Below are 25667 nucleotides of genomic sequence, written 5' to 3'. Positions count from 1 at the left end.
ACCGAAGGGGCGTTGAGGCTTTGACGACCGAACCGACCGCTCGTCTCGTACGGCTGTCTCCCACCCGGCTGGCCGGTGTGCGCCGGCGGGCCGGCGACCACGGCGACAGGACCATCACCACGGCCTGCGCCATCGGGCTGGCGTACTGGGCGACGGGCCGCGGCCCCGACGGCACGGAACTCACCCCCGCCACCCCCTTCACCGACCTCCTCGCCCTGGCCGGCAACGGCGGGGCGGCCGCGCCCGCCGGCTGGGAGGTCGGCGCGGACGGCCGGAGCATCACCGTCCCCGCGGGCGTCGGACGGGACGACGCGCAGCGGGCGCTGGACGACCTGGCGGACTTCCCGGCCCGCCCCCTCGGCACCGTCGGACCGGGCGGCGCCGCCGAGCGCGCCCGGACCCTGGCCGCCTGGAACGACACCGGGGCCGAGCGGGACCGTCCGACCGTCGTGGAGATGTTCCTCGAACAGGCGCGGACCAGGCCGGACGCCGTCGCCGTCGTGGACGGGCACCGGTCGCTGACCTACCGCCGGGCAGCGGAACTGGCCGCCCAGCTGGCCCACCACCTGACCGGGCGCGGGGTCACCGCCGAACAGGTCGTCGGCATCTCCCTGCCCCGCTCCGCCGACATGGTGATCGCCCTCCTCGGCGTGCTCCGGGCGGGGGCCGCGTTCGTGCCCCTCGACCCGCAGTGGCCGGCCGCGCGCCGGGCCGCCGCCATCCAGGACGCCGGCGTCGTCCTCCAGCTCAACGACACCGGCGAACACGACCCCGCCGAACCGGAGGCGGTGGCCGTCGACCTCGGCGACTGGGCCTTCGACGCCCACCCCTGCGACGGACCCGCCACCCCCGTCCCCGGCGCCGCCCTCGCCTACGTGATCTTCACGTCCGGGTCGACCGGCCGGCCCAAGGGCGCGATGATCCGGCACGAGGCCATCAGCGAACGCCTGCTCTGGCAGAGCCGGGAGGTCCTCGGCTTCGGACCCGACGACGCCTCGCTGTTCAAGGCCCCGCTCTCCTTCGACATCTCCGTCAACGAGATCTTCCTGCCGCTGGTCACCGGCGGCCGGCTGGTGGTCCTGCGGCCCGGCGGCGAACGCGACCCGCACCACCTGCTCCGCGTCATCGCCGAGCAGCGCGTCACCTTCACCTACCTCGTCCCCTCCATGCTGGACGTGCTCCTGGAGATCGCCGGCGACTCCGGGCGGCTCGACACCCTGCGGCACGTCTGGTGCGGCGGCGAAGTCCTCACCCCCGAGCTGTACGAACGCTTCCGCGCCCGGCTCGGCATCCCCCTGTACCACGGCTACGGCCCGGCCGAGACGACCATCGGCGTCTCCCACGTCGTCTACCGGGGCGCCGCCGAACGCCTCACCACCTCCATCGGCCGCGCCAACCCCAACACCCGGCTGTACGTCCTCGACGAGGAACTGCGCCCCGTCCCCGTCGGCGTCGGCGGCGAGCTGTACGTCGGCGGCTTCCTGCTCGGCCGCGGATACGCGGGCGCGCCCGGCCTCACCGCCTCCCGCTTCGTCGCCGACCCCTTCGCCGCCGACGGCTCCCGGCTCTACCGCACCGGCGACCTCGCCCGCTACGCCCCGGACGGCTCGCTGGACTTCCTCGGCCGGGCCGACAACCAGGTCAAGATCCGCGGCATGCGGCTGGAGACCGAGGACGTCGAGGCCGGCCTCGCCGAACACCCCGAGGTCAGGCACACCTGCGTCGTCGCCCGCAAGAACCCCGCCGGCGCCACCCACCTCGTGGCGTACGTCATCCCCGTCGCCGGCTGCGAACACCTGCGGGCCGACGAGGTCGGGGACTGGGCCGCCGCCCACATGGTCGAGTACATGGTCCCCGCCCGCGTCGTCGTGCTGAAGGAGTTCCCCCTCACCGCCAACGGCAAGATCGACCGGGACGCGCTGCCGGAGCCCGAGACCGCGGCCGGCCCGCTCGTCGCACCCGCCACCGAGAACGAACGCCTGGTCTGCGCGGCCGTCGCGGCCGTGCTCCGGCTCGACGAGGTGGGCGTCGACCAGGACTTCTTCCGCCTCGGCGGGGACAGCCTCCTGGCGATATCCCTGCTCAGCGCCTTACGGGACGCCGGACTGCACGTCACGGCCCGGCAGATATTCACCCACGGCGTCGTGCGCGACCTGGCGGCGGTGGCCGCACGCGAAGGCGCCGCCCCCGCCGACGACACCGGCACCGCCACCGGCCCCGTGACCGGATCACCGATCCTGCGGTGGCTCGGCGAGACCACCGACGCCGTCGACGGCTTCGTCCAGTCGGTGGTGCTCGACACCCCCGCGGAGCTCACCGCCGAAGCCCTCGACCGGATCCTGACCGCCCTGCTGAGGCGGCACGACATGCTCCGCGCCCGCCTGGTCCGCGGCGACCACTGGGGCTTCGACGTCCCGGACGCCGGCCGGGCCCGCGCCCGGTGGGAGGAGAGCGACCGGCCCCTCGACGCGTGCGTGGCGCTCGCCACCGCCGGCCTGGACCCGGAAGGCGGCGTGATGCTGCGCGCCGTCTGGCGCCGCGCGGACCGCCAACTGGTCCTGGTCGTCCACCACGTGGTGGTCGACGGGGTGTCCTGGCGGATCCTGCGCGACGACCTCGCCACGGCCTGGCGGCAGACGGCCGCGGGCGGACCCGTCGAACTCCCCCCGGTCCCCACGTCGTTCCGGCGCTGGACCCAACTGCTGGAACGGGCCGACTTCGCCGCCGACCGGGACCACTACCGGCGGCCGCTGCCCGGACCCGACGCGCCCATCGGCCGGCGCCCGCTGACCGGCGCCGACACCGTCGCACGGGAGCGGGCGGCCACCGTCACCGTCGGCCCCGGGGACACGGCCGCCCTGCTCGGCACGGTACCCGCGCGGTTCCACACCGGCGCGGGCCCCGTCCTGCTCACCGCGCTCGCCGTCACCCTCGCCCGGTGGCGCCGCCGGCTCGGCCAGGACCAGACGTACGCCCACGTCGAACTGGAGGGCCACGGCCGCGAGAGCGGCCCGCTCGCGGACACCGCCGGCTCCGAACCCGACCTGTCGCGCACCGTCGGCTGGTTCACCACCCTCTTCCCCGTGACCGTGGACCCGGGACCGGCGACCGACCCCACCGCGCCCGCGTACCTGGCAGCCGCGCTCAAGGCGGTCAAGGACGACCTCGCCCGCGTCCCCGGCAACGGCCTCTCCTACGGAGTCCTGCGCCACCTCGCCGGCACCGCCTTCGACGCCCCCGCCCCCCAGGTCCTCTTCAACTACCTGGGCCGGTCCGGCGCCGGCACGCCCGGCGACTGGGAACTCTCCGGCACGACCTCCCAGCTGGGGGAGCGGCGCGACCCCCGGATGCGGCTGCCGCGCGCCCTGGAGTTCAACTCCGTCGCCGAACCGGACCCGGCCGGCGGACACCGGCTGGTCACCACCCTCACCTGGCCCGAGGGGATGTTCACCGACGAGGACGCCGCCGTCCTCACCGGCTGGTTCCGGGAGGCCCTCACCGGACTGGCCGCCCTGGCCCCCCTGGGCCTCGGCGGCCACTCGCCGGGCGACTTCCCCCTGGTGGCGCTCACCCAGGCCGACGTGGACGGCCTCGACGGGCCCGCCCTGCGGGACGTCCTGCCGCTGACCCCGCTCCAGGAAGGCCTCTACTTCCACTCCGTCTTCGACGACGACTCCCCGGGCAGCTACGTCGAGCAGCAGCTGCTGACCCTGGAGGGCGAGGTGGACCCCGGCCGGCTCGCGGCGGCCGCCACCCGGCTCCTCGCGCTCTTCCCGAACCTGGCCGCGCGGTTCACCGGCCTCGCCGACGGCCGGGTGGTGTCCGTACTGGAGGGCGGCGCCGACGCCCCGTTCACCACCCTGGACCGGCCCGGCGCCACCGCGGAGGAGATCGGCGCGTACGCCGAGCAGGACCGCCGCGCCGGGTTCGACCTGGCCGCCGGCCCGCTCATGCGGTACACGCTGATCCGCACGGCACCCGGACGGAGCGTCCTGGTGCAGACCGTCCACCACCTCGTCGCCGACGGCTGGTCCGTGCCGCCGATGCTCCGCGCCCTGCTGGCCGAGTACCACGCGCCGGGCAGCGCGCACCCGCGCGACGGCTTCACCGACTACGTACGGTGGCTGGCCGGGCGCGACCAGGACGAGAGCGACCGGGTGTGGGACGAACAGCTCGCCGCACTGCCCGGCCCCTCGCTCGTCGCCGAAGGGCACACCCCCTCCGACCGGTTCGCCGACGCCGCCGCCGACGCGCACGGGGACCCCGACGCGGCCGCCCGCGCCGCCGGAATCCCGCTCAGCGCGGCCGTGCACAGCGCCTGGGCGCTGACCCTGGGCGGCCTCCTGCACGGCACCGACGTGGTGTTCGGCTCCACCGTGTCCGGGCGAGACTGCGGCCTGCCCGGCATCGAGGACATGGTCGGCCTGTTCATCAACACCGTCCCCGTACGGGCCCGGTGGACCGCCGCCACCACCGCCCGCGAACTCCTCGACTCCGTGCGCGCGCACCAGGGCGCGGTCCTGGCGCACCAGCACGTCTCCCTGGCGCGCACCACCCGGCGGGCCGGAGCCGGGCCGCTCTTCGACACCCTCGTCGTCTTCGACGTCGCCACCGACCCGGCCGCCCTGCGCGGCCCCGGCCACACCCTCGCCGTCACCGCCGTCGTCAACGAGGGCGCCCCGCACTACCCCCTCACCCTCGTGGTGGAACGCCCCGGCGGAGGCCGCCCGCGCTTCAACCTGATCCACGACCGGGCACTGCTGCGCGAGGAGGACGCCCGCGCCCTCCTCGACACCTTCAGCCGCACCCTCACCACCCTGCTCACCCGCCCCGACACCCCCGTCGCCGGCCTGGCCCCCGCCGGCGGGGCCCGGCTCCCCGCCGCGACCGCCCGTACGACCCTTGGCGCGCTCTTCGACGCCGCCGCCCGCCGGGACCCGGCGGCGACCGCCGTCACCGGGTGCACCCTGGACGGCGCCACCCGCTCCCTGACCTACGGCGAACTGGACGCCGCGCAGCGGGAACTGGCCTCCGTCCTGCGCGCCGCCGGCGTCGGGCCGGGGGTCCGGGTCGCCATCGCCCTGCCGCGCGGCCCGGAGCAGGTCACAGCCGTGCTCGCGGTCGCCGGCGCGGGCGGCGCGTACGTACCGCTGGACCCGGCCCACCCGGACGAACGCCTGGAGTTCCTCCTCGCCGACTCCGCCCCGCAGGCCGTGCTCGTCGACGCCGGGCAGCGGGAGCGCCTCGGCCGGCTGCTGGTACGGGCGGGGGTGACGGCCCGGCTGCTGGTGCCGGGGGAGGAACCGGCGCCGGAGGCCACCGCCGGCCCGCACACGGAGGCGGGCCCGCACGACCCCGCGTACGTGATCTACACCTCGGGCTCCACCGGCAGGCCCAAGGGCGTCGTCGTCACCCACGCCTCTGTGGCGGCCCTGCTGGCGAACACCTGGCACGACCTGGACCCCTCACCGGACGACGTCTGGGTGCAGTTCCACTCGTACGCCTTCGACTTCGCGGTCTGGGAACTGTGGGGCGCGCTCGCCCACGGCGGCGAACTCCTCGTCCCGGACCACGCGCTGACCCGCTCCCCGGCCGACTTCCACCGGCTGGTCCGCGAGCGCGGCGTGACCGTCCTCAACCAGACCCCCTCGGCCTTCCACCAGTTCACCGAGGCCGACCGGCAGGCCGGCTCCCCGGCCACCGCCCTGCGCCGGATCGTCTTCGGCGGGGAGCCCCTGGACCTCGCCCGGCTGCGCGGCTGGGTCGAACGCCACGGCACGGACGCGCCCGAGCTGGTCAACATGTACGGGATCACCGAGACCACCGTCCACGTCACCCACCGGAGGCTGACCGACGCGGACTTCGGCCGCGACGACGGCGCCGGCCCCATCGGGACCCCGCTCCCCGGCCTGGCCGTCCACCTGCTCGACGACCGGCTCCGGCCGGTGCCGCCCGGCCGGGCCGGCGCCGTCTACGTGGCCGGCGACCAGGTCGCCCTCGGCTACCTCGGCCGGCCCGGGCTCACGGCGGGCCGCTTCGTGGCCGACCCGTTCGCGGCCGACGGCTCCCGCATGTACCACACGGGCGACCTCGCCCGCCGCACCCTCGGCGGCGGCCTGGAGTTCACCGGCCGCGCCGACGACCAGGTCCAGCTCAAGGGCTTCCGCATCGAACCCGGCGAGGTCGAGGCCGCGATCAGGGAACTCGACGGCGTGGCCGACGCGGCCGTCACCGTGGCCGGCGGCGACCACCTCGTCGCCCACGTCGTCGGCCGCCTCCCGGGCGGCCCCGACGCCCTCATCCGCGCGCTCTCCGCCCGGCTGCCCGCCCACATGGTGCCCGCCCGGGTCCTCACGGCCGACGCCCTGCCGCTGACCGTCAACGGCAAACTGGACCGCGCGGCCCTGACCGAGCGGGCCGAACGCCCGCAGGACCTCCCGGCGGCGCCGGCCGGCCCCGCCCTGGACGCACTGGTCGCCGTCTTCTCCGACACCCTGCCCGGCACCGCCGTCGACGCCGACAGCGACTTCTTCCGGGCCGGCGGCGACAGCATCCTCGCCATCACCGTCGTCAACCGGGCCCGGGCGCTGGGCCACCCGATCACGCCCCGGGACGTGTTCCTGCTCCGGACCCCGCGCGCGCTCGCCGGACACCTTGCGGCGGACACTCCGCAGGCCCCGCCCGCATCCGCACCCGCTCCCGGCGACGGCGAAGGCCCGCTGCCCCCCACCCCGATCTTCCTGCGCCAACGGGAACTGGGCGGCTCCCTCGACCGGTTCGCCCAGGCCCGGACCCTCACCGCCCCCGAGGGCACCGGTCCCGCCGACGCCGAGCGCGCCGCGAACGCCGTCGTCGCCGCGCACCCCGTCCTGCGGCTGCGGCTGAGCACCGCTCACGGCGTGTGGTCGCCGAGCACCGGACCCGCCCGCCCGGTGGACCTCGTACGGGCGGACACGGCCGACGCGGAGGCCGCCGCGAACGAGGCCGCCGGACGGCTCGACCCCGCAGGCGGGGACGTCGTCGCCTTCACCTGGCTGGAACCGGCCCGGACCCTGGTGGTCACCGCGCACCACCTCGCCGTCGACGCCGTGTCCTGGCTGGTCCTGCTGGACGACCTGGCCGCCGCCCTGCGCGGTGCCCCGCCCGCCCCGCCGACCACCTCCTACGCCGCGTACGCGCGGGCACTCGCGCACGGCACCGCCGACGGCGCCGGGGACCTCGGACACTGGATCCACACCCTCCAGGCGCCCCCGCTGCTGCCCGGCGGGCCCTCCGGCCGGCCGCGCACGACCACGGCCGTCCTCCCGCCCGCCACCGCCGGCCTCCTCACCCGTATTGCCCCCGACGCCCTCGGCACCGGCCTCACCGAACTGCTGTGCGGCGCCCTGCGCTGCGCCCTCACCCGGGTCCAGCCCGCGCCCGCCGACCTCGCGGTCGACCTGGAGCGGCACGGCCGGGACCCGGTGCTGCCCGGCCACGACTACACCCGCACCGTCGGCTGGTTCACCTCCATCGCCCCCGTACGGCTCACCGCCCACACCGACCCCGTCGCCGCCGCCCGCGAGGCCGCCGAACGCCGGCCCGACGCCGCGGCGCACCTCGCCTACGGACGGCTGCGCCACCTCGACCCGCAGACCGCCCCGCTGCTGGCCGCCGCCGGCACCCCGCAGGTGCTCCTCAACTACCTCGGCCGGAGCGGCGAGTCACAGGTGCCGCGCATCACCGGCGGCCCGCAGGACAGCCCGTACGCCGTGGAGGTCAACGCCTGGACCGACGCCGACACCGGCGCCCTGCACGCCGAGTTCACCCTCGCCGACGGCGTCCCCGACGAGATCACCCGCCACTGGCTGGACGCCCTGGAGCAGCTCGCGGACGCCGCCGGGACGGCCGGGCGCAGGGCGCCGGTCACCCCGCTCCAGCGAGGCCTGTACTTCCAGGCGCAGCTCGGCGGCCCGGCCGGACACTACGTCGCACAGAGCTGGTTCACCTTCGACCGCCGCCTCGACACCGCCGCCCTCGCCGACGCCATGGCCTGGGTGACGGCACGCCACCCCGCCGTCGGCGCCGGCTTCACCACCGACGACGACGGCAACCCGGTCCAGGTCCTCGCGGCCGGCCGGCGCGCCCCCGTCCGCACCCTCTCCCTCACCACCGGCGCGGAGGTCGAGGCCCTCCTCGCCGAGGACCGCGACACCGGATTCGACCCCGGCGAGCCGCCGCTGCTCCGGCTGACCGTGGTGCGCCTGCCCGGCGGCCACGACGGCCTGCTCCTCAGCTACCACCTGCTGCTGTGGGACGGCTGGTCCCGCGAGACCGTGCTGCGCGACCTGTTCGACGCCTACGAGGCCGCCCTCGCCGGGACCCTCACGGCCCCCGCACCCGCCCGGCCCGGCTTCGAGGAGTACGCCCGGGACCTCGCCGCCCGGGACACCGCGGCGTCGGAACGCTTCTGGGCGCAGCACCTCGCCGGCCTCCCCGGCCCGACCCTGCTCGCCGGAGCGGCGCCGGCCCTCGCCGACGGCCTGCCCCGCACCCTCGTCGACACCCTCTCCGCCGAACGCTCGCAGCGCCTGCGGGACACCGCCAGGGCGCACGGCGTCACCCTGAACACGGTGCTCACCGGCGCGTTCGGCCTGCTGCTCGGCGCGCGCACCGGCCGCTCCGACGCCGTGTTCGGCGCGACCGTCTCCGGCCGCGAGGGCGAGGGCCTGTCCGGCATCGTCGGCGTGCTCCTCAACACCGTGCCCGTGTGGACGAGGCCCCGGCCGGCCGCGACGGTACGGGAGTACCTGACCGAGGTGCAGGCGGCCCGGGTCGCGGCGATGGACCACGAGCACCTGGGGCTCGGCGAGATCCAGCGGGCCGGCGGCCACGACACCCTCTTCGACAACCTGTTCGTGCTCCAGAACTTCCTCGACATGGACGCCTTCGCCGCGATGAACACCCGGCACGGCATCACCTCGGTGCGCGCCGACGACTCCACCCACTACCCGTTCACCTGGGTCGTCACCCCGGGCGACCGCCTCACCGTCAAACTGGAGTACCGCGACCACGACACGCCCGCCGCGCGCCGCCTCCTCGACGACTACCTGCGCGTCCTCGACGACCTGGCCCGCGCCGAGGGACCCGTCGGCGCCCTGCCGGGACTCGGCCCCCGGCCCGTGGCCGGCGTCCGCACGGACATCGGCACGGACACCGTCGTCGACCGGTTCGACCGTGCGGCGGACCGCCACCCGGAGCGGGTCGCGCTCGTCGCCCACGGCCGCGAGCTGACCTTCGGCCGGCTCCGCGACGACAGCCGCCGGGTCGCCGGGGTCCTCGCCCGCCGCGGTATCGGCCCCGAGAAGACCGTGGCCCTCGCCGTCCCGCGCTCCCTCGACTCGATCGTGGCGCTGTTCGCCGTGCTGCGCACCGGGGCCGCGTACGTGCCGCTGGAGCTGGACCACCCCGACGAGCGGATCGCCGCCCTCCTCGCGGACGCCCGCCCCGACGCGGTCCTCACCGTCAGCGCCGTCGCCCCCCGGCTGACCGGCGAACTGATCGAGCTGGACCGGCCGCTCCCCGAGGCCCCACCGCTCGCGACGTTCGCGCCCGGGGACCCGTACCGGCTGCGGCACCCCGCCTACACCATCCACACCTCCGGATCCACCGGCCGGCCCAAGGGCGTGGTCACCGAGTACGCCGGGCTCACCAACATGCTGCTCAACCACCAGCGCCGGATCTTCGAGCCCGTCCTCGCCGCACACCGGCACCGCACCTTCCGCATCGCCCACACCGTGTCCTTCGCCTTCGACATGTCGTGGGAGGAGCTGCTGTGGCTCGCCGACGGCCACGAAGTGCACGTCTGCGACGAGGAACTGCGCCGCGACGCCCCCCGGCTGACCGCGTACTGCCTCGAACACCGCATCGACGTCGTCAACGTCACCCCGACCTACGCGCAGCAGCTGGTGGCCGAAGGCCTCCTCGACGACCCGGAACGCCGCCCCGCGCTGGTGCTGCTGGGCGGGGAGGCCGTCACCCCGGCCCTGTGGCAGCGGCTCGCCGGCACCCGCGGCACCGCCGGCTACAACCTGTACGGGCCCACCGAGTACACCATCAACACCCTCGGCGTCGGCACCTTCGAATGCCAGGACCCGGTGGTGGGCGTGCCCATCGACAACACCGACGTGTACGTGCTCGACCCCTGGCTGCGGCCGCTGCCCGACGGGGTGCCCGGCGAGCTGTACGTGTCGGGCATCGGCATCGCCCGCGGCTACCTCGGGCAGCCCGGCCGTACCTCGCACCGCTTCGTGGCCTGCCCGTTCGGGACGCCCGGCGAACGGATGTACCGCACCGGCGACCTGGTGCTGCGCCGGCCCGACGGGAACCTCGCGTACCTCGGCCGCACCGACCAGCAGGTCAAGATCCGGGGCCACCGGGTCGAACCCGGCGAGGTCGAGGCCGCGTTCACCGCGCACCCGGCGGTCCGGTTCGCGGCAGCCGTCGCCCAGCCCGACCCGGTGACCGCCGGAGCCCACCGGCTGGCGGCGTACCTCGTCCTGGAGGACGGCGCCGAACTGGCCGGCGTCGCCGCCGAGGTGTGCGCCGCGCTGCCGGACTTCCTGCGCCCGACCCACTACGCGCGGGTCGACGGCATACCGCTGACCGTCAACGGGAAGGCCGACACCGGGGCGCTGCCGGAGGCCAGGCCGCTCGGCGCGCTCACCACCGCGGGGGAGCGGGGCCCGCGCCCCGGGACCGAGACCGTGGTCCGCGGGTACTTCGCGGAGGCACTGGACCTGGACGACGACGAGGTGAGCGCGGTGGGCGACTTCACGTCCCTCGGGGGCCACTCCATGCTGGCGGTGCGGCTCATCGGGCTGCTCCGCCGCGAGTACGGTCCCGTCATCACCGTCCGAGACCTGTTCGCCCTGCGCACCCCGGAAGGGATCGCCCGCCACCTCGATGAACACTCCTGACACGCGGGAGCCGCGCACGGGCTCCGACATCCTGCGCACCGCGCTGCGCCGCAACCTCGGCGCCATGACCCGGGGCACCGTCCTCATGGGGCTGTACCAGGCGGGCGAGACCGCCTTCCCCATCGCGCTCGGCCTGATCGTGGAGCTCGCGCTGCGGGAGCGGAGCCCGGGCGCGCTCGTCCTGTCGGTCGCCGCACTGGCGGTGATCATCACGACCGTGTCGCTGTCGTGGCGGTTCGGCATGCGCGTCCTGCAGAAGGCCAACACCACCGAGGCGCACCGCTGGCGGGTCCGCGTCGCGGACTGCGGACTCCAGCCGGTGGCCCGGGACACCGGCCTGAAGTCCGGCGAGGTGCTGACCCTCGCCACCGAGGACGCCGACCAGACCGCCGACATCATCGAGGTGGTGCCGCTGCTGATCAGCTCGCTCGTCGCGGTCCTCGTCGCGGCCGTCGCACTCGGCTTGGCCGACCTCCGGCTCGGCCTGCTGGTCATCGCCGGCACCGTGGCGATCCTGTCGGTCCTGAGCGTCCTGTCCCGGCGGATCGGGGCCGGCACCCGCGAACAGCAGGCCCGGGTGGCGCGCGCGGGAGCCAAGGTCGCCGACCTGATCACCGGCCTGCGCCCGCTGCACGGCTTCGGCGGCAACCACGCGGCGTTCCGCTCGTACCGGAAGGTCAGCACGGAGGCGAGACGGCAGGCGGTCGCCGTCGCCCGGGTCAACGGCGCGTACGCGGGCACCGCGCTCGCCCTCAACGCGGTCCTCGCCGCCGCGGTGACCCTCACCGCCGGCGTGCTGGCCTTCGAGGGCGCGATCACCATCGGCCAGCTCGTCATGGCCGTGGGCCTCGCGCAGTTCGTCATGGAGCCGCTCAAGCTGTTCTCGGACATGCCGAAGTACGTGATGACGGCGCGCGCCTCCGCCGAGCGCATGGCCCTGCTGCTGGCCGCGCCCCCCGTGGCGGTCCCGGGCGCGGACCGCCCGGCCCCCGGAGCGGACCTGGAGGTCGACGGCGTCCGCCACGGAGCGCTGGACGGGCTGCGGTTCCGCGTGCCGGCGGGGGAGTTCGTGGCGATCGCCGCCTACCAGCCGCGCGCCGCCGCCGACCTCGCCTCGGTGCTGGCCCTGCGGGTGCCGCCGGGCGCGTACGAGGGGGCGGTGCGGCTCGGCGGCCGGGACGTCGCGGGCCTGTCGGTGGACGCGGTCCGGGCGCAGCTGCTGGTGAACCCGTACGACGCGGAGATCTTCGCGGGGACCCTCCGTACCAACATCGACCCTTCGGGCACCAGTGCGAAGGTCCCCGAGGCGGTCGGGGCGTCGATGCTGGGTGACGTCGTCGCCCTGCACCGCGAGGGCCTCGACCACCCCGTCCGCGACCGCGGCGCGAACCTCTCCGGGGGACAGCGCCAACGCCTCTCCCTGGCCCGGGCGCTGGCCGCCGACAGCGAGATCCTGGTCCTGCACGACCCGACGACGGCCGTCGACGCGGTCACGGAACAGCTCATCGCGCGGGGCGTCGCGGAGCTGCGCCGGGGCCGCACCACGGTCGTGATCACCAGCAGTCCGCCGCTGCTGGACGCCGCCGACCGGGTCCTCGTCCTGGACGGCGGAGTCATCACCGCCGAGGACACCCACCGCAACCTGCTGGCCGGCGACGCCGGCTACGGCCGGGCCGTGGCCCGTTGACCGGGGCCGGCGGCGTCAGCCGAGAGCCCAGGCGACGTCCCGCAGCAGGGCGTGGCGCCACCCCGCCCGGTCGTGCGCCGACGCCGAGCGCGAGACGCGTACGGCCGCCCCGGCCCGCTCGGCCAGGGTCTCGGTCAGCGCGCAGTGCGGCAGCATCCGCGTCTCGTGCTCCCCGACGTCGAAGGCGACCCGCAGTCCGGACAGGTCGGGGCGTTCGCGCAGCCGCGCCGCGAGGGCGCCGCCGACCGGCCCGCCCAGCGGGTCCGGCGACGCCGGTGCGCCGGGCGTCCACCAGAAGGAGCCCGACTGGCAGGCCACGCGGGACACCAGCTCCGGGAACTCCAGCGCCGCGTACACCGCGCTGAGCCCGCCGAGGCTCTGCCCCGCGACCACGAGGCGGTCCGGGTCCGCGGGCACCCCGGACTGCGCCACCAGCGGCAGCAGTTCGTCCCGGACCGCCTCCCACAGCCGCGGACCGCACGCGAACTCGGCCTCCCGGTCCTTGGCCGGCAGGAAGACGAGGGTGACGGGGGGCACCGCGCCGGCGGCCGCGGCCGCGTCGAAGGCGGCCATCGCCGGGTGCAGGTACAGCCAGTCGTCCCCGTCGAGCAGCAGCACCACCGGCCCGCCGCCGCCCACCGGGTGGAGGCGTACGGTGCGCCGCCCGCCGGTCCCCGCAGCGGCCCAGCGGATCCGGGCGAGGGGCAGGGGCAGCACGGCGTCCGGGCCGAGGCCGGGCCAGTACGGCTGGGCGGGGGCGTCCGGGGTCGCGGCGATGGACCGGTCGCCGCCCGCCCCGAACGGGTTGAAGGGGTCGGCGTGCGCGGCGCCGCCCGCGCGGAACCAGTAGGTCACGCGCAGCCGTTCGGGCATCCGCACCTCGGCGTACCAGCAGTCCGTGCCGGCCCACCGGCGCAGCGGCACGGGGTCGGACCAGCTCTCGAATACCACGTCCGCCGGGGAGCCGCGCCACAGGAACAGGGTCGTCCAGCCCGCGCCGTCGACGGCGGGCACCGACGCGGGAGGGCCCGCCGCGCCCACGGCCGGCCAGAACTCCCTGCTGCCGGGACGGGCGGATATCCCGTAGCCGGTGAAGGGGCTCCCGGGGCCCTCCGAAGGGTGGTTGACCGCGTCCGTGGGTCGCATCGAGGTCTCCTTGTGAGCGGCAAGGGGGAACGTCTAAGCTCATCGCAGTCAGGTGAGCCTAACCTAATGTGAACGTTCCGGGGAGGCAGCGACCGTGAGCACCAATCCGTTCGACGACGCCGAAGGCCGTTTCCTGGTCCTGGTCAACGACGAGGGCCAGCACTCGCTCTGGCCCTCCTTCGCCCCGGTGCCGGGCGGCTGGACGACCGTCTTCGGCGAGGACAGCCGGGACGCATGCCTGGACTTCGTCGACACCCACTGGACCGACCTGCGCCCCCGCTCCCTCGCCGAGTCCATGGACTCCTGACCCGGGGCGTCCCCGTCAGGCGCGTTCGGCGGCCCCGGCCCGCTTGTAGGTGCGCATCAGCAGGGCGGTCTCCACCCGGGCGGTGCCGCCCAGCCGGGCGAACACGCGGGACGTGAAGGCGTGCAGGTCCGCGAGGTCGCGGTGGCTGGAGTAGCCGAGCAGCCCGGCGTCCCCGGTGGTGACGACCAGGTGGCGCACCGCCGGCTCGCCCGCCAGCAGCCGGACCGCGGCGCCCAGCCGGCGGTGCGCCACGGCGATCCGGAACCGGGCCTCCACCGGGTAGCCGAGCACCGCCGGATCCGCGAGCAGCCTCAGGTGCAGGATGTGCGAGGTCATCAGGCGGGCGAGGCGGCGCCGGGCGGTCGTCTCGCCGACCTGCAGCTCGCGGGCCAGCCGGGTCGTCGACATCCGGGCGTCCCGGCCCAGCAGTTCCACCAGCCGCCGGTCCAGCCCGTCCACGGCGAGCGGCGCGGGCAGCTCCAGCCCGGCCATGGCCAGCCGGCGCACCTCGGTCGGCTCGTCGTCGTACGGGGCCCAGTCCCCGGCGGTCAGCAGCAGCCGCAGCACCACGCTGGAGTGCACGTCCACCACCCCCTCCAGCCGCCCGATCACCGAGTCCACCAGGGTCAGCAGGGCGTCCTGGCCGGGCGCGTTCAGCTCGGCGAACACCTCCAGGGCGCCCGTGGCCACCTCCACGGACCGGGTCTCGGGCCGCCGGGCCAGGGTCAGCGCCGTCTCGTGGACCCGCCCCGGCGCGCACCGCACGGCCAGCTCCGCGGTGATCCCCTCGCGCTGGTACTCGGGGACGAGCGCGGCCGTGAAGCGGACGTGCCCGCTGGAGGTCATCCGCTCCAGGCGGCGGGCCACGGTCCGCTCGTGGACCCCGACCGCCTGGGCCACGTCGGCGAAGGCGGCGCGCGGGTCGCGGTGCAGGATGCGGAGCACCGCGTGGTCGACGGCGTCGAGGTCGGGCGGCGCGGCGCCGCGCCCCGCGCCTCCGGCGGTGGTCTCCATGGCTCCCTCCGTCCTGCCGGCCCGCCGCGCGGGGGCCCGGCAGCGTCCGGATCCTCCGGCCGCCGGCCGAGCCCGGTCCGCCCGGCCGAGCCCGGCCGAGCCCGGTCCGCCCGGTCCGCCCGGGCCTCCCGGTCCCGGGCCTCCCGGCCCCGGTCCGCCCGGCCCCGGTCCGCCCGGGCCTCCCGGCCCCGGTCCGCCCGGCCCCGGTCCGCCCGGGCCTCCCGGCCCCGGTCCGCCCGGGCCTCCCGGCCCCGGTCCGCCTGGGCCGCCCGGCCCCGGTGCGCCCAGGCCGATCGGTCCGGTCCGACGGCGAAGCTGACCGTCCGGGTCGGCAGCGGCCGTCACCCGAGTGGCGTGTTCAGGGGCGCCGGGGTGCCGGAATCCGCCGCGCGGCAGGGGGTCCGTGCCCCCTTCACCCGATTATGCGCCCCACTCTTGCCCGCGCAGCGACCCGCACCGGACATTGTGGTGCGGCTTCCGCCCCCGCAGGCGGGCCGCCCCCTCCCCGCCCCGGCCGCACGGCCGCATCCCGGACAGGTGATACGTATGACGGACACGGACGCCAGACCCGCGCACGCCCCGGCCCCGGGGCCGCCCCGCGTCCGCGCCACCCCCGCCGGCGCCGTCATCGCCTCCGTGGTGCTCGTGGAGCTCTCCAGCGGCATCACCCAGGGCTTCCTCTCGCCCCTGTTGCGCGGCCTCACCGACACCCTCGGCGTCACCGCGGCCGACCTCAACTGGATCAGCGTCGCGAACCTGCTGGCCAGCGTCGCCTTCACCCCGATCCTGTCCCGGCTGGGAGACCTGCACGGGCACCGCCGCGTGCTCCGCTGGAACCTGCTGATCGTGCTGCTCGGCTCGGTGCTCGTCGGCCTCAGCCGCGACTTCACCACCCTCCTCGCCGGGCAGATCCTCCAGGGCGCCTTCGCCGGCTTCTTCCCGCTGCTCGTCGGCATCCTGCGCAACCGCAACGGCAACGGCGGCCGCGACGGCGACGCGGAGAGCCGGCGCGGCATCAGCGTCATGGTCGCCGCGCTCGTCGCGGGCCTCGCGCTGGGCCTCGTCGCCAGCGGCTTCGTCGCCGGCGCCGTCGACAGCCCCACGGCGGCCCTGTGGGTGCCCGCCGTCGCCACCGCCGTGGCCCTCGCCGTCACCTGGCCCCTGCTGCCCGAGTCGGAGCACCGGCCCGGCGGCCGGATCGACTGGGCGGGCGGCGTACTGCTCTGCCTCGGCCTGACCGCCGTCATGCTGGGCCTCGGCCTCGGCGGCACCCCCGGCTGGGAGTGGACCTCCGCCCGCACCCTGGCCTGCCTCGCCGGCGGCGCCCTCGTCACCGCCCTGTGGGTACGGGTGGAACTGCGCACCGCCGAGCCGATGATCGACGTACGGATGTTCCGCCGCCGGGGCGTCGTCACCGTCTCCCTCGTCACGCTGACCTTCACCTTCTGCATGATCGGGCTGATGGTCGCCAACGCCGTGTTCATGGGGACCGACCCGGCCGCCCACGGCTACGGGCTCGGCCTGGACCCCTTCGGGACCGCCCTCGCCACCCTGCCCAACCTGCTGGCCCTCACCCTCGGGGCGCTCCTCGCGCCGGCCGTGGCCGCCGCGGTCACCGACCGGCTCACCCTGGCCGCCGGCTCGCTGCTGATGGCCGCCGGCTACCTGCTGTCCCTGTCCTTCCACACCGACCTGGTCCTCTTCCTCGCCGGCACCGCCGTCGCCGGCCTCGGCACGGGCTTCCTCCAGCACTCCACCCGCACCCTCGCCGTGGAATCCGTGCCGCGCGACCGCACCTCGGTCGGCTCCGGCATCAACGAACTCCTGATCAACGTCGGCGGGTCCCTCGGCGCCGCCGCCGTCCTGACGGTCTTCGCCGCCCACACCGCACCCGGCAGCCTGCTGCCCGATGCGGGCGCCTACACCGTCTCCTGGACGGTCTGCGCCCTGGTCTCGCTGGCCGGCGCCGCCCTCGCCCTGCTCTACCGCACCCCGCCGCGGGAGGACCGATGAACGGCACCGACCTGCTGCGCGCACGCAGCCGGGCCTTCCTGACCACCCGCCAGGACGCGGTGCTCGGCCTCAGCCACGCACTCCACGCCGACCCCGAACTCGCCTACGGGGAACACCGCGCCGCCCGCCGCATCACCGACCTGGTGGAGCGGGCCGGATTCGAGGTCACCCGCGGCGCGTACGGCCTGCCCACCGCCTTCAGCGCCACCGCCGGCAGCGGCGAGCTCGTCATCGGGATCTGCGCCGAGTACGACGCCCTCCCCGGCATCGGCCACGCCTGCGGCCACAACGTCAACGGCGCCGCCTCCGTGGCCGCCGCCCTGACCCTCGCCCCCCTCGCCGACGAGCTGGGCATCACCGTCAAGCTCCTCGGCACCCCCGCCGAGGAGTCCGGCGGCGGCAAGGTCGACATGCTCCGCGAAGGCGCCTTCGACGACGTGGCCGCCGCGATGATGGTGCACGCGGCCCCCTCCGACTCCGTCGGCATGAGCTCGCTCGCCATCAGCAGCTGGCGGGTCGGCTACACCGGGCGCGCCGCACACGCCGCCGCCATGCCCGAGCGCGGCGTGAACGCCGCCGACGCCATGATGATCGCCCAGGTCGCCATCGCCGCCTACCGGCAGCAGATGCGGCCCGGCGCCGTGGTGTCGGGGGTGGTCACCCGGGGCGGCGACGCCGCCAACGTCATCCCGGACCACACCGCCGCCGAGTACGACTGCCGGGCGGTCACCAGCGAGGAGCTCGCCGAGCTCCAGGCCCGCGTACGGGCCTGCTTCGAGGCCGGAGCCCTGGCCACCGGAGCCGAACTCGCCCTGGAGACCGTCGGGAACGACTACGCCGACCTGCGCCAGGACTTCGCCATCGGCCGGAGCTACCTCACCGCCGCCCGCGAGCTCGGACGCCGCGTCCAGGACCTGGACCCGACCCTGCGGGGCGGCTCGACGGACATGGGCAACGTCTCCCACCTCGTGCCCACCATCCACCCGATGATCGGCTACGACTGCGGGGACGCGATCATGCACAACCCGGAGTTCACCCGCTACGGGGTCACCGCCCAGGCCGACCGCGCCGTGCTCGACGGGGGCCTGCTCATGGCCTGGACGGCCATCGACCTCGCGACCGCACCGGACCACCGCCGCTCCCTGCTCACCCGCCTCGCCGCCCGCCGGGACGCCCCCGCCGCCGCCGGCACCGGAGCGCGGTAGCCCCCGGGGCCCGGACGGGGGGCGTACGGGCCGCCGGAGCGGGTAGGCGCCCGGCAGCAGCAGCTTCCAGCAACGGGAGGACCCATGACCCGGAGCGTCCACGAGGTGATGACCTCGAACCCGGTGACCGTCGGGAAGCTGACTTCGCTGGCGGAAGCCGCGCGGGTGATGCGCGACGCGGACATCGGGGACGTCCTCGTCGTCGACGAGGGCCGGCTCCACGGCATCGTGACCGACCGGGACCTCGTCATCCGGGGCATGGCCGAGAACCTGGACCCGGCCGAGACGACCGTGCACGCCGTCTGCACCACCGAGCCGCTCACCGTCCGCCCGGGCGACGACGTCCACCACGCCGTCGCCCTCATGCGCCGGGCCGCGCTGCGCCGGCTGCCCGTGCAGACGGAGGACGGGGAGCTGGTCGGCGTCGTCACCCTGGGCGACCTCGCGGTCGAGAGCGATCCCGGCTCCGCCCTCGCCGCCATCGCGGCCGCCGAACCCGGCAGCTGATCCCGCGCCGAACCCCGCCCAACCCCGTGGAACCCCTCCCGTGTTACTTCTCGGTAGGCCATGATGGCGGGCGACCACTCACACGGCGGGGGCTGATCAGCGGTGACCACTTTCGACGACCGGACCAGGGTGCACGCGTTCCGGGACGACGCCCTCGGCGAGCACGACGCCGTCGGCCTCGCCGCGGCGATCCGGCGGGGCGAGGTCTCCGCCGCCGAGGCCGCCCGGGACGCCCGGGAACGGGTCCGGGCGGTCGAGGACCGGCTCCACGCGGTCCAGGTGTACGCGGACACCCCCGCCCCCGCCCCGGCGGCGGCCGGAGCCTTCGCGGGCGTGCCCACCTTCGTCAAGGACAACACCGACTACCAGGGGCTCCCCACCGGCCACGGCAGCACCGCCTTCCGGCCCGGCCCGGCCCGCCGGCACGCGCCCTTCGCCCGGCAGCTGCTGAGCAGCGGCGTCACGGTGCTCGGCAAGACCCGGCTGCCCGAATTCGGCTTCAGCCCGAGCACCGAGTACGAGGCCGCCGAGCCCGTCCGCAACCCCTGGCACACGGACCACTCCGCCGGCGGCTCCTCGGGCGGCGCGGCGGCCCTCGTCGCCGCCGGAGCGGTGCCCCTCGCGCACGCCAACGACGGCGGCGGCTCGATCCGGATCCCCGCCGCCTGCTGCGGACTCGTCGGCCTCAAGCCGACCCGCGGCCGGGTCGTGCCGAACGACCAGAGCCGCCGGCTCCCGCTCGACCTCGTCTGCGACGGCGTCGTGACCCGCTCCGTACGCGACGCCGCCGCCTTCCTCGCCGCCGCCGAGACGTACCGGCGCAACCCCGCGCTGCCGCCCGTCGGCCTGGCCGAAGGCCCCTCGGGGCAGCGGCTGCACATCGGCTTCCTGGCGGACTCGCCGAACGGCGTCCGGTCCGACGACGCCACCCGCGAGGCGGTCGCCTCCACCGTGGCAGCGCTCCAGGGGCTCGGGCACACCGTGGAGCCGGTGGAGATGGCCATCGACCCCGCCTTCACCGACGACTTCCTCACCTACTGGGGCATGCTGTCCTTCCTCATCGGCGTCACGGGCCGCACCCTCGGCCCGGACTTCGACCGCAACCGCATGGACCCCCTCAGCCGGGGCCTGCGCGAGACCTACCTGGAGAACTGGCGGCGCACCCCCGGGGTGCTGCGCAGGCTGGGGCGCACCAAGGAGGCGTACGCGGCCGCCTTCCGGGGGCTCGACCTCGTCCTCACCCCCGTGCTCGCCCACACCACCCCGCCGATCGGCCACCTCAGCCCCGCCGTCCCCTACCCGGCCCTGATCGAGCGGATCCTCGCCTACGTGGCCTTCACCCCGGTCGACAACGTCGTCGGCACCCCCTCGCTCTCGCTGCCCGCACCCGCCACCACGCCGGACGGCCTGCCCGTGGGCGTCATGTTCTCCGCCCGCCCCGGCGGCGAACGCACCCTGCTGGAGATCGCCTTCCAGTTGGAGGCGGAGCACCCCTTCCGGCGCATCCAGGACCGGTGACGCGCGGCCGGAGTGCAGGGGCCCCGACCCGGCGGTAGCGTCGGTGGTGTGCGTTCCGTCCGCACCGCCCAGCTCGGGGAAGCCTGCCGAGGAGCGGGATCCGGTATGACGAAGCACACCCTCCACGCGGCCGCCGCCGCGGCCGCCCTCGCCTGCCTCTCGGCCTTCGGCCCCGCCCAGGGCACCGCCGCCGGGGCACCGGCGCAGCCCGCCGGGACCGGCCCGGCGGCGCCGTCCGCACGGTTCGTGCCCGGCGCCTGCCCCAGGACGCCCGAGCCGATCGAGGCGCTGAGCACGGCACGCTGCGGATACCTGGAGGTCCCCGAGAACCGGGCCCGCCCCGGCGGCCGGACCATCCGGCTCGCCGTGGCGGTCATCAAGCCGGCCACGGCCGAGCCCGCCCCGGACCCGGTGGTGTTCATGGCCGGCGGCCCCGGCGCCGACACCTTCGACGACATCCCCTTCCTGGTCGAATCCGGCCTCAACAAGGACCGCGAACTGATCGTCATGGCCCAGCGAGGCAACCTCTACGACCAGCCGAACCTCGCCTGCCCGGAGGTCGACCGGGCCAACGAGAAGACCGTCGCCTTCGGCTGGGACGCGCCGGAGGCCAAGCAGCTCATGGTGAAGGCGTACCAGGAGTGCCGGGACCGCCTGACGGCCGCCGGGACCGACCTGAGCGCCTACAACAGCACCGAGAACGCCGCCGACTTCGCCGACCTGCGCACCGCCCTCGGCATCGCGCAGTGGAACGTCTACGGGTACTCGTACGGCACCAACCTGGGCCTCACCTACCTGCGCCTGCACCCCGAGGGGATCCGGGCGCTGGCGATCGACTCGCTCAGCCCCCCGCAGGTCACGATCCTGCCGTGGGGCTGGAGCAGCGCCCGGGAAGGGCTCGACGCCGTCTTCGACGCCTGCGCGGCCCAGCCCGCCTGCAAGAGCCGCTACCCCGGCCTCGACAAGACCCTGGACGAACAGGTGGCCAGGCTGGAGGCGAACCCCCTGACGCTCGACGCCCGACCGCCGGGCGACGGGAAGCCGGTGAAGGTCGTCCTCGACGGCGGCACCCTGCTGAACATGATGGTCGGCTTCAACGTCAAGCCGGTCGACGTCCCGGCAGCGCTGGAGGAGCTGGGCCGGGGCGACCCGCGGCGCTTCGCGCAGGGCCGCGCCAAGGACTCCGTCCAGCCCACCGGTCTGGTGGCGCACGGCCTGACCCAGTCGGTGGCGTGCGCCGAGTGGATCCCGGGCACCTCGGAACCCGACGTCCTCGCCGCCGGGCGCGAGGCCTTCCCCGGCTGGCCGCGGACCGTCCTGGCACAGACACCGCAACTGCCCTTCGAGTACGACGTCTGCAAGGTCTGGAACGTCGCGGACAACGCGGCCCGGCACCGGGTGGCCACCGTCAGTTCCGTACCGGCGCTCGTCATCTCCGGGACGTTCGACATGAAGACCGGGGCGAGCTACGCGAAGGACGCCTCCCGCACCCTGTCCCGCTCCACCTCCGTGCTGATCCCCGGGATCGGGCACTGGGTGGTCCCGCAGTCGAAGTGCGCGCAGCAGGTGCTGGCCTCGTTCCTCGCGCGTCCGACCGCACCCGACACCAGCTGCGTCGCCGGCCTCACGCCGGCACCGTTCACGATCACCCCGAAGTGACCGGGAGTACAGGATGGCTTCCCACCGCACGCCCCACCGCCGCACCGCACGCCGGATCCGCGCCACAGCGGCCGGCGCCGCGACCGGGCTCCTCATCACGGGCCTGCTCGCCGCCCCCGCCCAGGCGCAGGACGACACCGGCGGGCCGGTCGGAACGGCCGCCGGGAAGGCGGGCGACGCCTCCTACGAGCCGGGGCCCTGCCCGAAGACGCAGCAGCCCGTCCCCGAACTCGAAGGGGCCCGCTGCGGCACGCTCACCGTGCCCGAGAACCGCGCCGAGCCGGGCAGCCGCACCATCAGGCTCGGCGTCGCGATCGTGCCGGCCAAGGCCGCCCAGCCGAAGCCCGACCCCATCGTCTGGCTCGCCGGCGGACCCGGCGACGACGCGGTCGGAGAGGCGAAGCTGGCCGTCGACGGCGGCCTCAACCGCGACCGCGACCTGATCCTCATGACCCAGCGGGGCACCTACGCGGCCGACCCCGCGCTCACCTGCCCGGGCGTCGACGAGTTCAACGCACGCGTGGTCGGCCTCGCCTACAACGCGGCGTCCACCGAAACCCTGCACGTCCAGGCCACGAAGGCGTGCCGCGACCGGCTGGCCGCCCTCGGCGCCGACCTGAGCGCGTACAACGACATCGAGAGCTCCGCCGACCTCGCGGACCTGCGCACCGCGCTGGGCCTCAAGGAATGGAACGTCTTCGGCATCTCCTACGGCACCCACCTGGCGCTGGTGTACATGCGCCTGCACCCGGAAGGCATCCGAGCCGTCGGCCTCGACGGCATCCTGCCGCCCTCCAGGGGAGGTTCGGCGGCGGCCTGGAGCAGCGCCCGGCAGGGCTTCGACGGCCTGTTCAAGGCCTGCGCGGAGCAGCCCGCCTGCAACAGCCGCTATCCGAACCTTTCGGCCACCTTCGAACGGCTCGTCCGCGAGCTCGAAGCCAAGCCGGTCACCACCACGGTCACGGTCCCCGGGCAGGCGAAGCCCGTGAAGGTCGTCCTGGACGGCGGAGCCCTGCTCACCTGGATGACCTCCGCGACCCACACGGCGACCGAGGTCCCCCGCGCCCTCGACGACCTGGCCAACGGCAAGCCGGAGCGGATCGCGCGGCAGTGGGCGGGATGGAGACTCGCCCCCCAGGCCATCGGGGCCACCTCGCACGGGCTCGTCTACGGAGTCTTCTGCAGCGAGTGGATCCCGTTCGAGACGCAGGAACAGGCGCTCAAGGCGGGCCAGGAGGCCTTCCCCTCCTTCCCCCGCTCGATACAGGAGCAGGCCCCGCAGCTCAACTCCCTGCGGCCCGACTGCGACGTCTGGAAGGTTCCCCCGGCGCCCGCCTCGATCCGTGACGCCACCGAGAGCGACATCCCCACCCTCGCCATCTCCGGCGGCTTCGACGCCCAGACCGGCGCGGACAACGGCCCCTACGTGGCACGGACCCTGAGCAAGGCCCACGTCGTGACGGTCCCCTACGAACCCCACGTGGTCTTCGCGACGTCGAAGTGCGCCCAGGAGATCACCGTCTCCTTCTTCGACGACCCGGCCGCACCGGACACGAGCTGCCTGAGCGGGCTCAAGCCCCCCGCGTTCGAGACCGGCCCCTGACCGGCGTTCGGACGGCGGGGTGCCATTCGGACAGGCCGACAAAATGGTTTGAGCTCCGGCGGGCGTGCCGAGAGGATCGGGTGACACCGATGAGTTCTTCCTGCCGCCACGGTCTGTCCTCGTGACCGGCCGCGTGCACAGGAAGCTCACCCGACGGAAGGCACCATGTCCGTACCCCCCGCATCTCCCGCCCATCCGCCCGCCCGCGTCACCGCCGTGCTGCGGGTCCTCGTGCTGTCCACGTTCGTCGTCTTCCTCAACGAGACGATCATGGTCAACGCGATCCCGAGGCTCATGCGCGAGTTCGAGGTCACCGCGGCGGCCGCCGGGTGGCTCTCCACGGCCTTCATGCTCACCATGGCCGTCGTCATCCCCGTGACGGGGTGGTTCCTCCAGCGCGTGACGACCCGGACCGCCTTCGGCCTCGCCATGACGCTGTTCCTCGTCGGCACGGCCCTGGCCGCGGCCGCGCCCGCCTTCCCCGTCCTGCTGGCCGCCCGCGTCATCCAGGCCAGCGGCACCGCCGTCATGATGCCGCTGCTCATGACGACGCTGATGACGCTGGTGCCGCCGCAGGACCGCGGCCGCGTCATGGGCAACATCACCCTCGTCATCTCCGTCGCGCCCGCCCTGGGCCCCGCGGTCTCCGGAGTACTGCTCCAGCTGGGCAGCTGGCGCCTGCTGTTCCTGGCCGTGCTGCCCATCGCCGTGGCCATGGCCCTCTTCGGCCGGCGCACCCTGGTCAACATCGGCGAACCGCAGGCCGGCCCGATCGACTGGCTGTCCGTCCCGCTGGCGGCGGCAGGCTTCGGCGCCCTGGTCTACGGGCTGAGCGAGCTCGGCGCCGGGGACGCCTCCCAGGCCCCCGTCTCCCCGGCGGTCACGACCGTGGTGGGCGCCGTACTGGTCGTGCTGTTCGCCTGGCGGCAGCTGGCGCTGCAGCGCTCGTCCACACCGCTGCTGGACCTGCGGACCTTCACGTTCCGCCACTTCTCCGTCGCACTCGCCCTGATGTGCCTGTCCTTCATGGGCCTCATGGGCGCGTTCATCCTCCTGCCGATCTACCTCCAGGAGGTGTGCGGCCTGACCTCGCTGCAGACCGGTCTGCTCCTGATCCCCGGCGGCCTCACCATGGGCCTGCTCGGCCCGCAGGTCGGCAAGCTCTACGACCGGCTCGGCGCCCCGCGCCTGGTCGTACCCGGGGCCGTGCTCACGGCGGTCTGCCTCGCGCTGTTCGCCCTCACCGGCGAAGGGACCTCGCCGTGGCTGGTGCTCGCCCTGCACGTGGCCCTGAGCGCGGGCATGGCGTTCGTCTTCACTCCCGTCTTCACCTCGGGCCTGTCCGTCCTGCCGCCGCACCTCTACCCCCACGGCTCCGCCATCCTGGGCTCGCTCCAGCAGGTCTCCGCCGCCGCCGGGACCGCCCTGGTCATCAGCGTGATGACGGGACACGCCGCCTCGGCGGCGGCCGACGGCGCCGACGCCACCGGCGCGCTGGCGACGGGCGTCCGGTGGGGCTTCGGCGTGGGCGCCGTGCTCGGCGCGCTGACCGTGCTGGTCGCGCTCCTGGTCCGCACCCCTCCCGTCCCGGAGCCGCCGGCCGCCCCGCAGCCCCAGGACGAGGACGGCACCACGACGGACAAGACCGCCGGGGCGCGGTAGTCAGGACGGCGCGGTGACGCGTTCGAAGCCGTGGCAGCGCCCGATGACGGTGAAGCCGCGCCGTCCGTACCAGTGGTGCGGCCAGTCGTCGGCGTCGGCGGTCAGGAAACGCGTGCCGCAGCCGGCGTCCGCCGCCCGGCGCAGCGCGGCGGTCAGGACCGCGTCGGCGTGGCCGCGGCGCCGGTGGTCCACGGCGGTCATCAGGTCCTCGATCTGAGCGATCCCGAGGCCGGGTTCGAGGTAGAGGTCCGTCCAGGCGGCCACGTCGCCGTTCCGCGCCCGGGGGGGGGGGGGGGGGGAGGGGGGGGGGAGGGGGGGGGGGGGAGGGGGGGGGGGGGGGGAAAAGGGGAGCGACCCCCCCCCCGCCCGACTAAGGAGGAGACGCCCA

Annotated in this window: 13 protein-coding genes (1 of these 13 running past the window's edge); 10 read left to right on the top strand and 3 right to left on the bottom strand. The window is 75.4% G+C overall.

Annotated features, from left to right (window positions below; all coding sequences use genetic code 11):
• The first annotated feature begins 20 nt into the window (after nt 1–20).
• Both AC07A6_RS08130 and AC07A6_RS08125 read left to right on the top strand, forming a co-directional pair.
• A complete protein-coding gene (locus tag AC07A6_RS08130) occupies nt 21–10958 on the top strand; it encodes a non-ribosomal peptide synthetase (protein WP_478776499.1) in 10938 nt (3645 codons plus the stop codon).
• Nucleotides 10945–12645 carry an ABC transporter ATP-binding protein gene (locus AC07A6_RS08125; protein ID WP_478776498.1) on the top strand — a complete coding sequence of 567 codons (1701 nt, stop codon included), beginning with the start codon at nt 10945–10947 and terminating at the stop codon, nt 12643–12645. Before AC07A6_RS08130 ends, AC07A6_RS08125 begins: the two co-directional genes overlap by 14 nt.
• Nucleotides 12646–12660: 15 nt before the next feature.
• On the opposite strand, the gene AC07A6_RS08120 is transcribed toward AC07A6_RS08125, so the two are convergent.
• Nucleotides 12661–13791 carry an alpha/beta hydrolase-fold protein gene (locus AC07A6_RS08120; protein WP_478776497.1) on the bottom strand — a complete coding sequence of 377 codons (1131 nt, stop codon included), beginning with the start codon at nt 13789–13791 and terminating at the stop codon, nt 12661–12663.
• A 94-nt stretch (nt 13792–13885) separates the two neighbouring features.
• Here AC07A6_RS08120 and AC07A6_RS08115 point away from each other — a divergent pair, with 94 nt between their 5' ends.
• On the top strand, nt 13886–14098 hold the full coding sequence (locus tag AC07A6_RS08115) for an MbtH family protein (protein WP_478776496.1): 213 nt from the start codon (nt 13886–13888) through the stop codon (nt 14096–14098).
• Between the two features lie 15 nt (nt 14099–14113).
• On the opposite strand, the gene AC07A6_RS08110 is transcribed toward AC07A6_RS08115, so the two are convergent.
• Nucleotides 14114–15112 (bottom strand): Lrp/AsnC family transcriptional regulator, encoded by a 999-nt coding sequence (locus AC07A6_RS08110; protein WP_386274267.1) that lies wholly within the window; start codon nt 15110–15112, stop codon nt 14114–14116.
• Nucleotides 15113–15658: 546 nt separating this feature from the next.
• Between AC07A6_RS08110 and AC07A6_RS08105 the strand changes: the two genes are divergently transcribed.
• From AC07A6_RS08105 to AC07A6_RS08075, 7 genes are all read left to right on the top strand, one after another.
• Complete coding sequence (locus tag AC07A6_RS08105) at nt 15659–17125, top strand: MFS transporter (protein ID WP_478776495.1); 1467 nt, start codon at nt 15659–15661, stop codon at nt 17123–17125.
• A complete protein-coding gene (locus AC07A6_RS08100) occupies nt 17122–18330 on the top strand; it encodes a M20 family metallopeptidase (protein ID WP_478776494.1) in 1209 nt (402 codons plus the stop codon). The genes AC07A6_RS08105 and AC07A6_RS08100 overlap by 4 nt, the downstream gene beginning before the upstream one ends.
• Nucleotides 18331–18414: 84 nt before the next feature.
• Entirely contained in the window at nt 18415–18837 is a 423-nt protein-coding gene (locus tag AC07A6_RS08095; protein ID WP_362463510.1) for a CBS domain-containing protein, read from the top strand.
• A 102-nt stretch (nt 18838–18939) separates the two neighbouring features.
• Entirely contained in the window at nt 18940–20355 is a 1416-nt protein-coding gene (locus tag AC07A6_RS08090; protein WP_478776493.1) for an amidase, read from the top strand.
• A 105-nt stretch (nt 20356–20460) separates the two neighbouring features.
• The gene (locus tag AC07A6_RS08085) at nt 20461–22014 is read left to right on the top strand and encodes an alpha/beta fold hydrolase (protein WP_478776492.1); all 1554 of its coding nucleotides are present in this window, start codon (nt 20461–20463) and stop codon (nt 22012–22014) included.
• Between the two features lie 13 nt (nt 22015–22027).
• Entirely contained in the window at nt 22028–23617 is a 1590-nt protein-coding gene (locus tag AC07A6_RS08080; protein ID WP_478776491.1) for an alpha/beta fold hydrolase, read from the top strand.
• A 165-nt stretch (nt 23618–23782) separates the two neighbouring features.
• On the top strand, nt 23783–25279 hold the full coding sequence (locus AC07A6_RS08075; RefSeq protein WP_478776490.1) for a DHA2 family efflux MFS transporter permease subunit: 1497 nt from the start codon (nt 23783–23785) through the stop codon (nt 25277–25279).
• Here AC07A6_RS08075 and AC07A6_RS08070 read toward each other — a convergent pair whose 3' ends face one another.
• Nucleotides 25280–25667, bottom strand: partial view of a GNAT family N-acetyltransferase gene (locus AC07A6_RS08070; RefSeq protein ID WP_478776489.1) — the 3' portion only. 101 nt of this gene lie beyond the right edge of the window; the window shows 388 of its 489 coding nt (coding positions 102–489); its start codon lies off the right edge, out of view; the stop codon is at nt 25280–25282.

This window comes from Streptomyces sp. NPDC044002 (assembly GCF_056434525.1).
The sequence above is the reverse complement of the archived record's forward strand: the minus strand, read 5'-3'. Positions and strand labels throughout refer to the sequence as shown.